Here is a 12,343-nt window from a genome sequence, read left to right on the forward strand (position 1 = left end):
GGGTTCAGCCGGTGGTGCGCTCGATGATGAGGTCGGCGTCGCGGCGCAGCTTGTCCACGGCGCGGGACAGCGTGCTCTTCACGGTCCCGAGGGTCACGCCCATGCGTTCGGCGATCTGCACCTCGGTGAGGTCGTCGTAGTAGCGGAGTACGACCGTGGTGCGTTGGCGGTCGGGGAGGCGCCCGATGGCGCGGCCGACCACGTCGGCGAGGTCGCTGCGCCAGGTGGGGTCGTCCACGCGCTGCTCGGGGACGTCGTCGGTCGGATAGATGTCCAGGCGCTTGCGGCGCCACTCGGAGATCTGGGTGTTCACCATCGCCCGGCGCACGTAGCCGTCGCGTGCTTTCGGGTGGGAGATCCGCTCCCAGGAGAGGAAGGTCTTGACGAGGGCGGCCTGGAGGAGGTCCTCGGCGTCGGCGGGGTTGTTCGTGAGGGACCGGGCCATCCGCAGCAGGGCGGGCCCCCGCTCGGCCACGTAGCGGCCGAACTCGTCGTACCCGGGGGTCCGGGTGGTTCCCGTCACGCCGACCACCGACTCTCACTGGCGCTGCGTGCTGCTCTGTCATGCTTTCTTCCCCTCACTCTCACACAGCGAACGCAAATGTCCGGGCACCTGTGTCCCACGAGCCGACAAATGGGACGGCAGTACCCACGAGGGTGACATCGGCCGATTTCGCGGGGGAGGGGGAGGCCTGTCAGGAGGCGCGCCCCGGCGGGACGAGGAGGATGACCTCGCGCAGGCTCTTGGCCATTTTTATGGATCATTCGGTGTGTATAGGTCCTATCAGCGTCTTTTCGGCCACAGGCTGTACTCGGTCGTTCGCAAGCGGTGTCCTTGTGTGGCGGGCGGTCCACGTGGATCTCCTCTTCGGCCCCCACGCGGCGGTCGGGGCGTCGCCGCGGGCAATGGCCAGGACATGCCGACGACACGAACAGGTGCGTGTCGGCGTGTGTACGGTGCCTCGGGGGACGGATCGGGACAATGGGCAGAGAGTGACGAGTCGGGTGACAAGGGGGCGCAGACGACATGTCAGTGATGACGGACAGCGGACGGGACCGCAGGAGGTTCACCGCAGCGGTGCTCGGCCCCGAGACCGCGCTCGAACCCACCCCGGTGGGCGACCGCGTCGTGCGCGGCGTGGTCGTCGGCGCCACCCCGCACATGCTCTGTCTGGCCACCCCCGGTGGCGAGGCGCGGTTCCTGTACGAACGCGCCACCTCGTTCTGGCGAGGCGGTGAGGTGCAGTCCACCGACCTGAAGAGCGGTGACGACGCCGTGGTGCTCTGCTCGCGCGACGGCCGCCTCGTCGCCGAACGCGTCTGGGCGCAGGCCGCCAGGGCGACCGGGGTCATCGTCGACCGCGACGGCGACAACCTGGAGATCGACCCCGGACACGGCCGCCCCCGACTGACCGTCGTCCTGCCCTACCGCACCTCCGGCCGGATCACCGTCCGCCACCCGCGCCTGGAACCCGGCTACCTGTTCGATTCCGTCGGCATCTGGCGTGACGGGGCCGTGTGGGCGGCCCGGCCCGCCACCACGCAACCGCCCTATCCGCTCAGAGCCACACCGGCCAGACCGCCCACGCCCCGTCACGCGACCACGCTGAGCGGCATCGCCACCTGGTACGACCCCGCCTGGGGGCGCTCGTCCCACCTGGACCCGCGCGCCCGCGTCGAAGGCGTCGCCTATCCGGCGCTCGACCCCGTCGGCCACGGCGCGGAGTGCGACCGGCGCACCTCCTGCGTTCCGCTGCCGCTGCTGTCCGCCGGTGCGACACTGAGCCTGCGCAACGACTGCACGAGGGGCACCGCCGTGCTCCCCGTCGTCGACTGCGCCGCCGCCGACAGCTGGATGTGCGACCTGTGCCCCACCTGCGGGGGGCAGGGAGCCGGACGGATCGCCTCCCTCACCATGACCGCGTTCGTCGCTCTGGGGGGGCGCCTGGAGGACGGCTGCTTCAACGCGACCATGACGGTTCACAACGGGGAGGGATGACCATGCTGCCGGAGATCGTCGACGCGGTCCGCGAGGTCCAGCTACCGCTCCTCGCGGTACTGCTCCTGCTCGGTGCCGTGACCAAGACCAGCAGGCATGCCGCCGGTTCGGGCCTGGCCGTCCTGGTGCCCGAGCGGTTGCGCAGGCCCGTCACCGTCGGGACCGGCCTGCTGGAGGTCGGGCTCGCCGTCGGCCTGCTGACCCTCACCGGCCTGCCGGGCGACGTGGTGCGCGCTGCCACCGGCGCCGTCTTCGCGGCCTCGGTGGTGGTCCTGGTCCTGGCGCGCAGGCGCGACCCGGAAGCGGGCTGCGGCTGCTTCGGCGGACTGAGCCGCGCCCCGATCGGCTGGCGCACGCTCACCCGGGCCGGACTCCTGTCCGTCGCCGCCCTGGCCACACCGGGCCTGGAGCCAAGCGGCTGGCAGGTGGCCACCGCGCCCACACCACCGCACGCCTGGGTCCTCGGCGCGGCGCTCCTGCTCCTGGTGCTGCTCAGCCCCGAGCTGCGCGAGGTGGCCGTCCGGACCGTCCGCAGGGAGCCGTGCGAGCAGCGCGAGTACTCCATGCGCCGGACCTTGCGGAGGCTGCGCCGCAGCGACGTGTGGCGCACCAACGAGAACGTGATGATCAAGTCCGAGCCCGACGACGTGTGGCGACACGGATGCTGGCGGTTTTTGCGCTACGACGGGATGCGGCACGGGCGGCGCACCGACGTGGTGTACGCGGTCAGGATCGGCGGGCGGCGCCGCACCTCCGTGCGCGCGGTGCTCGTCGACCGGGGCAGTGGAGCGGTGGTCGCGTCCTTCGGCGCCGTGACCGGTCTCGAACTACCCGGTCCGCCCCGCAGACTGCCCCGACCGCGCCAGGCGGCCAGGCGTGACGCGGAACGGTACGACGCCGCCAGGGCCGCGGAGACGCTCCAGCTGGCGCGCGATCATCCGGCCGGCCGGATGCCCGACCAGCGCGACGCGGACACCGGCCAGCCGGTGTGAGCGGGCCCCGCGCGGGACCGGTTCCGTCCGGGCCGGTCCCGTCGCGGGGGCCCGAGAAGGGTCGGCCGGGAGCCGGACGTCCTGCCACCGCGGCCGCGCACCGGCCCGGGCCGGTGCGCGGAGGTTTCGGGAGGGCCCCCGCGGTACGGTCGGCGCGCGTCAGCCCAGCATCTGGTTCTGGCGTTCGACGGCGGCCTCACTGAACTCCACGAGCATCTCCTCGTAGTCCTCCAACCCTCCGGGGCCGAGGACCGACGTGGTGCCCACGAGGCCGCCGTTGCGGTACATGACGCTGAACACGCGGCTCTCCTCCTCCCCGGTGCTCACCGCGATGGCGTAGGCGCGTGACTCGTCGCCGACCTCCGCCACATCCTCCAGGTCGCTGACCCCGTACTCCGAGGTGGTTCCGTCCTCGTAGGTGGCGGTGTACGCGGCACAGCTCTCCGGGGGCCTGGCGGCCAGCGCCTCGGCCGCGGTGTCCTCGTCGAGCCGGACCAGCATGTGTGACACCGAGCCCTCGGACCATTCGTAGGCGGCCACGGAGGCGGGCGCCTCCTGTACCCCGTCCAGCTCCCCCCAGCGGTTCGCGGCGTCCATGCACTCGGGTTTGTCCAGCTCGGTGGAGGCCCGTACATCCGCGCTGTACTGCACTGTGACAAGCTCGGAGTAGGTACCGCTCTCGCTCCCCTCGGGCATGAGGGTGGCGTCGCGGACGTGCAGCGGGTGCGCCTCGTACAGGGCGGTGGCTTCGGCGTTGGGGTCGCTGCTCTCCTCGGCTCCTCCACCGCACGCGCTGAGCATGATCACCACGGGTAGGACTACGGGGAGAGCCAATGGCCGGACGTATGCGCGTCCTCCCCTCGGGTGGGGGTACTGACCAGCCGAAATCCGAGCTGAGCTGGCGGGGCAGGCACGCAAGCGCATGGTGCTATCTCCTCGTTTGTGCGATATTTCCGCTGGGAGCGGTGATCGGCCCGGACGCGAGATCGCTGAGCGTGTCGCGGGGTTAGCACAAAGTATTGAGGAAGGACAATGGTGTCGGAGTCGAAATCGCCATATCTGCGGTCGGTGCTGGAGAGCATCCCGCCGTACAAGCCGGGCAAGAAGGTCGTCGGCCCCGAGGGTCGGTCCATCAAGCTCTCCTCCAACGAAAGCCCCTACGGCCCGCTCCCCTCGGTGCGCGAGGCCATCGCGCAGGCCTCCGCCGAGCTGAACCGCTACCCGGATCCGGGCGCCGGTGAACTCACCTCCCGACTCGCGCGGCACCTGGACGTCCCCGAGGGGCACCTGGCCCTCGGGGCGGGTTCCGTCGGTATGCTCCAGCAGCTCCTGGAGGCGGTTGGCGAACCCGGAGCGGAGGTCGTCTACGCCTGGCGGTCCTTCGAGGCGTACCCGCTGCTCGCCGGGCTCGCCGGGGTCACACCGGTCCAGGTCCCGCTCAGGGACGAGACGCACGACCTCGACGCCATGGCCGAGGCGGTCACCGCGAACACGCGCATGGTCATCGTGTGCAACCCCAACAACCCGACCGGTACCACGGTCCGCGAGGACGAACTGGTCGCCTTCCTGGACCGGATTCCGGACCACGTGCTGGTGATCCTGGACGAGGCGTACCTGGAGTACGTGCGCGACCCCCGCGTGCCGAACGGCGTCACCCTGTACCGGGACCGGCCCAACGTCGCCGTGCTGCGCACCTTCTCCAAGGCCTACGGCCTGGCGGCGGTGCGCCTGGGCTACCTGGTCGGCCACCCGCCGGTGGTCGACGCCGTCCGCAAGACCCTGGTGCCCTTCGCGGTGAACCACCTCGCGCAGGCGGCCGGCATCGCCTCCGTCGACGCGGAGGACGAGCTGATGGAGCGGGTCGCGGCCACCGTCGGGGAGCGCGACCGCGTCCGTGACGCGCTCATCGCCTCCGGGTGGACCGTGCCGCCGACCGAGGCCAACTTCGTGTGGCTGCGGGTGGACGGGGACACGCTCGACTTCGCCGCCGCGTGCGCGGAGGTCGGCGTCTCGGTGCGCCCGTTCGCCGGTGAGGGCGCCCGGGTGAGCCTGGGCACCCCGGAGGAGAACGACGTGTTCCTGGCCGCCGCCACCTCCTACGCCAAACGCCGCTAGGGAGTGTTTTTTGGAGGTTTTCGGGTCGGCGAGCGGCCGTCCAGGCGATCTCTCGCAAGACGATGTGCGAAGTTCAGCCTGGTTGTGCTTCACGAGCGCAGAGGCGCGGCGAGAGGAAGCCTGGTGGACGCGAGCCCGGAAGGATCCAAAAAACACGACCTAGGGGTTTCGCGGTGCGACCCCGGACCGTCCGAGCGCCGGGGGCTCCGCGTGTCGCCAGGCGGTGGCGGCCACGACCCGTGGGTCGACCCCCTCGACGGCGAGGCCCGGTATCGGGGGCGCGGTCGCCATCCGGTTGTCCACAGCCTGTGGACAGAAAGTTTGGGGGCGGCGCGGAGCGGCGTCGCCCCGCGCAGGCCACCCCGCACGCCGCACGCGAACGGGGACGGTCCCGATCGGAACCGCCCCCGCCCGCGTACGTGTGACGCCTACCGGCCTGCCGTCTACTTGCCCGCCGCGTCCTTGTCCAGCTTCTCCACGATCAGCCTGTAGAGCTGGCGGGGACGCCCGGGCTGGAGGGTGCGGTTCGGGGGCAGCGGCCAGGCCAGCCCCTCCTCCACCAGGGTGCGCAGGAGCCGGCGCGCGGTCCGGGAGGTGACTCCGAGCATGCGCCCGGCGTTCTCCGCGTCGACCACCAGCGGACCGTCCTCCTCGGCGATCTTCTCCGAAAGCCGAATCAACGTCTCGCGGCCCTTGGTGCGCAGCGGTTCGGAGGACTGCCGTGCGGGGGCGCGCTGAGCCGGGACCAGGGAACGACCCTCGCGGTCCACCGCGAAGCTCTGACGGGACGCCTGGGCGCGGTTCAGGGCGGCCCGGGCGTGTGCCTCGGCGTCCTGTGTGGTGCGTCCCATGCCGATCCCGACCTCGATCGCGATCCCCAGCTCCGCCTTGATCCGCTCCACGAACGGCGGCTGCCGGAACCCCTCGGTCGCGGTCACCAGAGAACCCCGCGTCGCGGTCACCATGAACGAATGATCGTCCAGGCGGTGTGCCGTGGCGTTGATCCGGTGGGCTTCCTGGAGGAGTAGCCGGTGCAGCGACAGCCGCAGCTCCTCGCGCCAGTACCGGGGCGTGGACCTGCGCGACGAATCCCGCAGCGTGGGCACGTCCACCACCACGACACCCAGCTGGGCCTCCTCCAACCGGTGGTGCGCACCCAGCAGACCCGCGGTCTGGAGGGCACTGCGCACGCCGGCGTTGGTGGGCCGCAACCGGATCACGGGCACACCGATGGCCTCCAGGCGCTCGGCCACACCGCGTACACAGGTGATCGCCATCCGGGTGGCCTTGCGCCGCCACAGCCCCTCGTGGAAGGACGTCAGCTGCGCGGTGTTCGTGAGCTCCTCGTGCACGTGGATGCCGTCCACGGGAAGATCGACCTCGGAGTAGGCCTCGACCACGTCGGCACGGCTGAGCACGTCCAGGCTGGCTCTGGTCGGGTCGTAACGGTCGTCCAGGGTTGCTCGGAGCAGGGCTTCGTGCAGGCTGGCCCCGCCCAGCGGCACGAAGGTGGCGGGCATCGTCAGGACCCCGGCCTTGCGCGCGAACTCGTAGGGGACAGGGCTGGCGAACAGATAGGCATCGATCGCCGAACCCAGTCTGACGACCTTGTCCGTCGCCTCTTGCTCATCTCGGTACGCGGCTGCGATGAGTCTGGCGTTGAGGGGTCCAGTGGACCCCGGACCCATGAGCATGACCCGCTCGACCACCTCATGGGGCCCTATGACGCCGATCGTCAAATCGCCAGTACGCTGGGCACTCACCTCGGGTTGCTCCCCGCTACCATTCCACGCTCTTCACTATGTGCGCCCACTGGTTTCCCGACCCGATCTCTGTCACGGCATGATTGCCGAGATCGTACCCATTGTGCGGGGCCAAAGAAGATCGTTTTCGATATCAACGCCAAAGCCCGGGTGGGGGTCAAGCCCCCACCCCGGCTTGAACTGCGCTTTCGGCTTGCTACGAGTCGCCGATACGCTCGACGTCCGCACCGAGCGCAGCGAGCCTCGTCGCGAACTGAGTGTGACCGCGGTCCACCAGGTATCCGGGTGCCACGATTGTCTCACCTTCGGCGACCAGTCCGGCGAGGACGAGGGCCGCACCGGTGCGCAGGTCGTGGGCGATGACCTCGGTTCCGCGCAGGTTGGTCGGACCGTGCACGATCGCGCGGGTGCCCTCGACCTCGATCTTCGCGCCCATCTTGGTCAGCTCGTCGGCCAGGGCGAACCGGCCGTCGTAGATGGCCTCGTGGATGTAGCTCTCGCCGTCGGCCAGGGTGGCCAGGGCCATCAGCGGCGACTGGAGGTCGGTCGCGAAGCCCGGGAACGGAGAGGTGACCGCGTTGATCGGTCGCAGCGGCACGGAGGGGTCCCTCTGTACGTGCAGGACCGCGCCCTCCTGGGAGAAGCCCACGCCCATCTGCTCAAGTTTCCAGCGGGCCACACCCAGGTGGTCCAGGTGGGCGCCCACCAGGCTGACCTCGCCACCGGTGGCGGCGACGGTCATCGCGAACACGCCGGCGTCGATGCGGTCGGACATGATGGTGTGCTCGACCGCCGTGAGCTCCTCGACGCCCTCGACGGTGATGAGACCGGTGCCGCCACCCTTGATCTTCGCGCCCATGGCGCTCAGGAAGTTGATGACGTCCATGACCTCGGGTTCGAGCGCGGCGTGCTCGATCACCGTGGTGCCCGGCGCCAGGACGGCGGCCATGAGCAGGTTCTCGGTACCGGTGTGGGACGGGGTGTCCAGGTAGAGGCGGCCACCGCGGAGGTTGCTGGCCTCGACGTTGATGTGGTTGCGCTCAAGGTCCTCGGTGACCTCGGCACCCAGGCGCGCGAAGCCCCGGTAGTGGAAGTCCAGGTTGCGGCTGCCCAGGTTGCAACCGCCGACGCCCTCGATGCGGGCGCGACCGGTGCGGTGCATCAGTGCGGGGACGAAGAGCACGGAGCCGCGGAAGCGCGCCGCGATCTCGGCGGGCAGAACGGCACGTTCGGGGTCGGTGAGGCGGGACGCGTCGATGACGACGGTGCGCTCGGCCTCGTGGAACTGGACCTTGGCACCCACGTGGTCGGCGAGTTCAAGCGCGCGGTAGACATCCTCGATGACGGGTACGTTCCGCAGCACGGTACGGCCCTTGGCCGCGAGTAGAGCGGCCCCGATCATCGGCAGGACGGCGTTCTTCGCGCCTTGGATGAACGCCGTTCCACTGAGGGGGCGTCCGCCGCGGACGCGGTAACGAACCTCCTGGCCCATGCTCATGTGCTCCTTCGTGAGGCAGATGTGAAAATAGGTCACCCTCGTCGGGTCTCACCTATATGCGTTTAGACGCTGGTTTCCCCTGGAACGTTGCGACCATCTTGCGCGTGACCTGCGCGGTCAGTGAACCGGTGCTCGCGACGACTCTATAGCACCCACCCGCGTATACCTGCACAGAGCGTGGTATACCCGCCGATCGTGCATGGAGACCGGTCAAACAGCCAAAGAGGTATTCGGCCCAAGGGAAAGTTCAGGGATGCCGTGCACGTGGCCGGACACCGGCGGGGTGCCGCGCACAACTCCACCACCATACGTGGTCTCGAACGTGAAACGACTGCCGCGTGCGCCGGATCACTTCCGGACCCCCGCTCAGATGCTGGGCTTCCGGCCGGTCAAGCGCTCGTAGATCTCCGTGTAGCGGCCCAGCGTGCGTTCCACCACGTACTCCGGAAGCGGGGGCGGCGGGGTCTCCGACGCCCGGTCCCACCCCGACTCGGGTGAGGACAGCCAGTCCCGCAGGACCTGTTTGTCGAAGGAGGTCTGCGGACGCCCCGGAACCCACGAGTCCGCTGGCCAGTAGCGGGAGGAGTCGGGGGTGAACACCTCGTCGGCCAGGACCAGGGTGCCGTCGGCGTCCCGGCCGAACTCGAACTTGGTGTCGGCCAGGAGGACACCGCGCTCGCGCGCCAGCTCCCGGCCGCGCCGGTACACCCGCAGGGTGAGGTCGCGCAGTTCGGCGGCGAGGGAGGGCCCGTGCCGGTCTGCCACGACCTCGAACGACACGTTCTCGTCGTGGTCGCCGACCTCGGCCTTGGTCGCCGGGGTGAAGATCGGTTCGGGCAGCTCCGAGCCGTCGACGAGTCCTCCGGGGAGCGGTACCCCGCACACCGTGCCGTCCACCCGGTACTCGGCGAGGCCCGAACCGGTCAGGTAGCCGCGTGCCACGCACTCCACCGGCACCATGTCCAGACGGCGGCACACCAGGGTCCTCCCGGCCCAGTCGGCCGGGGCCCCCTCCGGGGGAACGTCGGACAGGACGTGGTTGGGCACGAGGTCGCCGAGCTGTTCGAACCACCACAGGGACAGCTGGGTGAGCAGGCGCCCCTTGGCCGGGACCTCGGTGGGCAGCACCCAGTCGTAGGCCGACACGCGGTCGCTGGCCACCATCACCAGGCTGCCGTCCGCCGCCGCGTACAGGTCGCGCACCTTGCCGGTGTGCAGGTGTGTGAGCCCCTCGACCCGGACGGGCTCAGGGGTGACGACGAAGCCGCTCATGTGGGTCCTCCGGTCCTTCTACAGCTCGGCCGCGGCGCGCTCGGCGATGTCGGTGCGGTGGAACGAGCCGCGGAGTTCGATCCGCGACGCCGCGTCGTACGCCCGCTCGCGTGCCTGGCGCAGGTCGGCGCCGGTGCCGACCACGTTGAGGACCCGGCCGCCGTTCGCCTTGACGCCGTTGGTGCCCTCCCACGCGGTGCCCGCGTGCAGCACGTACGCGCCTTCCAGCGCGTTGGCGGCGTCCAGTCCGCCGATCAGGTCGCCCTTGACCGGGTCGCCCGGGTAGTTCTCCGCGGCGACCACCACGGTGACAGCCGCACCCGACTTCCACTGGAGGGAGCCGATGCCGCCCAGCCCGGCCGTGTCGGTGGCCTGGAGGACCGCGCCGATCGGGGTGGCGAGCCGGTCGAGGACCACCTGGGTCTCCGGGTCGCCGAACCGCGCGTTGAACTCGACCACGCGCGGGCCCTGCGACGTGAGCGCCAGACCGACGTAGAGGAGGCCCTGGTAGGGGGCGCCGCGCCGGTTCATCTCGGCGAGGGTCGGGCGCACGACCGACCCCATGACCTCGTCCACGAGGCCCGCCGGAGCCCACGGCAGCGGGGCGTAGGCGCCCATGCCGCCGGTGTTGGGGCCCTGGTCGCCGTCGTAGGCGCGCTTGAAGTCCTGCGCCGGCAGCAGCGGCAGGGCGTGCACGCCGTCGCTCAGCACGAAGAGGGAGACCTCGGGGCCGTCGAGGAACTCCTCGATGACCACGCGGCCGCACTCCCGCGCGTGCTGCTCGGCGAGGGCGCGGTCGTCCGTCACCACGACGCCCTTGCCCGCGGCGAGGCCGTCGTCCTTGACCACGTACGGGGTGCCGAACTCGTCGAGCGCCTCGGACACCTGGCTCGCGGACCGGCACACGCGCGCCTTGGCGGTGGGTACCCCGGCCGCCTCCATGACCTCCTTGGCGAACGCCTTGGAGCCCTCCAGCCGGGCGGCCTCCTGGTCGGGTCCGAACACGGGGATGCCCCGCTCACGGAGTGCGTCGGCCACGCCGGCGACCAGCGGGGACTCCGGGCCGATGACGACCAGCTCGGCGCGGATGCGCGCGGCCAGCTCCGTCACGGCGAGACCGTCGGTCACGTTGATGACGTGGTTCTCGGCCAGCTCGGAGATACCCGGGTTGCCGGGCGCGCTGTGGATGCCGGTGACACCCGGGTCCAGGGAGAGTGCGCGGACGAGTGCGTGCTCGCGGCCTCCGCCGCCGAGAACGAGGGCTTTCACTACAGGGGGCCTCTTCGTGTTGAAGGCGGACGGGCGGGGTCAGACCAGGGAACGCAGTTGGAGCGTTTCGTCGCGGCCGGGGCCGACGCCGATGGCGGAGACGGGGGCGCCCGCCATCTCCTCCAGAGTACGCACGTAGACCTGTGCGTTCTTGGGGAGTTCGTCGAATTCGCGGACTCCGGTGATGTCCTCGGACCAGCCGTCGAGGTACTCGTAGACCGGCTTCGCGTGGTGGAAGTCGGTCTGGGTCATCGGGATCTCGTCGTGGCGGACCCCGTCGACCTCGTAGGCGACGCACACGGGGATGCGCTCCAGGCCGGTGAGTACGTCGAGCTTGGTGAGGAAGAAGTCGGTGATGCCGTTGATGCGGGTGGCGTAGCGCGCGATCGGCGCGTCGAACCATCCGCAGCGGCGGTTGCGCCCGGTGGTCACCCCGTACTCGCCGCCCTGGGTGCGCAGCCACTCGCCCTGCTCGTCGAGCAGTTCGGTGGGGAAGGGGCCCGAGCCGACACGGGTCGTGTAGGCCTTGAGGATGCCCACGACCTTGGTGATGCGGGTGGGGCCGATGCCCGAACCCGCGGCAGCGCCGCCCGAGGTGGGGGAGGAGGAGGTCACGAAGGGGTAGGTGCCGTGGTCGATGTCCAGCAGCGTGCCCTGGGAACCCTCCAGGTAGACGGTCTTGCCCTCGTCGAGCGCCTTGTTGAGGATCAGCGAGGTGTCGGCGACGTACGGGCGCAGCTTCTCGGCGTAGCCGAGGTACTCCTCGATGATCGGCTCGGCCTCCAGGCCGCGCCGGTTGTACACCTTGGTGAGCAGCTGGTTCTTGTCGTGCAGGGCCAGCTCGATCTTCTTGCGCAGGATCGACGGGTCGAACATGTCCTGGACGCGCACGCCCTGGCGGGAGACCTTGTCGGCGTAGGTCGGGCCGATGCCGCGACCTGTGGTTCCGATCTTGCCCTTGCCGAGGAAGCGCTCGCTGACCTTGTCGAGGGCCCGGTGGTAGGGCATGATCAGGTGCGCGTTGGCCGAGATGAGCAGGCGGGACGTGTCCACGCCGCGCTCGTCGAGGCCGCGGAGCTCCTCCAGGAGGACGCCCGGGTCGATGACGACGCCGTTGGCGATGACCGGCACCACGTTGGGGGAGAGGATGCCCGACGGGAGCAGGTGGAGCGCGTACTTCTTGTCGCCGATGACGACGGTGTGGCCGGCGTTGTTGCCGCCCTGGTACCGCACCACGTAGTCCACGCGGTCGCCGACGAGGTCGGTCGCCTTGCCCTTGCCCTCGTCGCCCCACTGGGCACCCACGAGCGTGATCGCCGGCATCTGGATATCTACCTTTTCGCTCGACACCTGGCCGGGGTTCCCACCCCGAACATGGATGAACCCCTGGCGCAAGGCAGCGACAGGGGCCGTTGCGTATTGAGCGTACACGACC

The 12,343-nt window shown here is 70.3% G+C and carries 10 protein-coding genes; 3 read left to right on the forward strand and 7 right to left on the reverse strand.

Annotated elements, in window-relative coordinates; translation table 11 throughout:
- Nucleotides 1-4: 4 nt before the first annotated feature.
- Nucleotides 5-532 carry a SigE family RNA polymerase sigma factor gene (locus ACFWTE_RS20035; RefSeq protein ID WP_378781109.1) on the reverse strand — a complete coding sequence of 176 codons (528 nt, stop codon included), beginning with the start codon at nucleotides 530-532 and terminating at the stop codon, nucleotides 5-7.
- A gap of 495 nt (nucleotides 533-1,027) precedes the next feature.
- Between ACFWTE_RS20035 and ACFWTE_RS20040 the strand changes: the two genes are divergently transcribed.
- Both ACFWTE_RS20040 and ACFWTE_RS20045 read left to right on the forward strand, forming a co-directional pair.
- On the forward strand, nucleotides 1,028-1,999 hold the full coding sequence (locus ACFWTE_RS20040; protein ID WP_378781110.1) for a hypothetical protein: 972 nt from the start codon (nucleotides 1,028-1,030) through the stop codon (nucleotides 1,997-1,999).
- A 2-nt stretch (nucleotides 2,000-2,001) separates the two neighbouring features.
- On the forward strand, nucleotides 2,002-2,991 hold the full coding sequence (locus tag ACFWTE_RS20045; RefSeq protein WP_378781140.1) for a MauE/DoxX family redox-associated membrane protein: 990 nt from the start codon (nucleotides 2,002-2,004) through the stop codon (nucleotides 2,989-2,991).
- A 159-nt stretch (nucleotides 2,992-3,150) separates the two neighbouring features.
- Here ACFWTE_RS20045 and ACFWTE_RS20050 read toward each other — a convergent pair whose 3' ends face one another.
- Entirely contained in the window at nucleotides 3,151-3,792 is a 642-nt protein-coding gene (locus ACFWTE_RS20050; protein WP_378781142.1) for a hypothetical protein, read from the reverse strand.
- Between the two features lie 231 nt (nucleotides 3,793-4,023).
- Between ACFWTE_RS20050 and hisC the strand changes: the two genes are divergently transcribed.
- Nucleotides 4,024-5,106 carry a histidinol-phosphate transaminase gene (gene hisC, locus ACFWTE_RS20055; RefSeq protein WP_378781111.1) on the forward strand — a complete coding sequence of 361 codons (1,083 nt, stop codon included), beginning with the start codon at nucleotides 4,024-4,026 and terminating at the stop codon, nucleotides 5,104-5,106.
- 443 nt (nucleotides 5,107-5,549) lie between these two features.
- Here the strand turns inward: hisC and ACFWTE_RS20060 are convergent, their stop codons facing one another.
- The 5 genes from ACFWTE_RS20060 to ACFWTE_RS20080 form a co-directional block, all read right to left on the reverse strand.
- The gene (locus ACFWTE_RS20060) at nucleotides 5,550-6,815 is read right to left on the reverse strand and encodes a transcriptional regulator (protein WP_378553683.1); all 1,266 of its coding nucleotides are present in this window, start codon (nucleotides 6,813-6,815) and stop codon (nucleotides 5,550-5,552) included.
- A gap of 250 nt (nucleotides 6,816-7,065) precedes the next feature.
- The gene (murA, locus tag ACFWTE_RS20065; protein ID WP_378781143.1) at nucleotides 7,066-8,361 is read right to left on the reverse strand and encodes a UDP-N-acetylglucosamine 1-carboxyvinyltransferase; all 1,296 of its coding nucleotides are present in this window, start codon (nucleotides 8,359-8,361) and stop codon (nucleotides 7,066-7,068) included.
- A 372-nt stretch (nucleotides 8,362-8,733) separates the two neighbouring features.
- A complete protein-coding gene (locus tag ACFWTE_RS20070; RefSeq protein ID WP_378781112.1) occupies nucleotides 8,734-9,639 on the reverse strand; it encodes a phosphoribosylaminoimidazolesuccinocarboxamide synthase in 906 nt (301 codons plus the stop codon).
- An 18-nt stretch (nucleotides 9,640-9,657) separates the two neighbouring features.
- Nucleotides 9,658-10,908 (reverse strand): phosphoribosylamine--glycine ligase, encoded by a 1,251-nt coding sequence (gene purD, locus ACFWTE_RS20075; RefSeq protein WP_378781113.1) that lies wholly within the window; start codon nucleotides 10,906-10,908, stop codon nucleotides 9,658-9,660.
- A 39-nt stretch (nucleotides 10,909-10,947) separates the two neighbouring features.
- Nucleotides 10,948-12,231, reverse strand: a complete 1,284-nt coding sequence (locus ACFWTE_RS20080; RefSeq protein ID WP_378781115.1) for an adenylosuccinate synthase — start codon at nucleotides 12,229-12,231, stop codon at nucleotides 10,948-10,950.
- Nucleotides 12,232-12,343 lie beyond the last annotated feature (112 nt).

It is taken from the genome of Nocardiopsis sp. NPDC058631 (genome assembly GCF_042716955.1).
Lineage (GTDB): Bacteria > Actinomycetota > Actinomycetes > Streptosporangiales > Streptosporangiaceae > Nocardiopsis.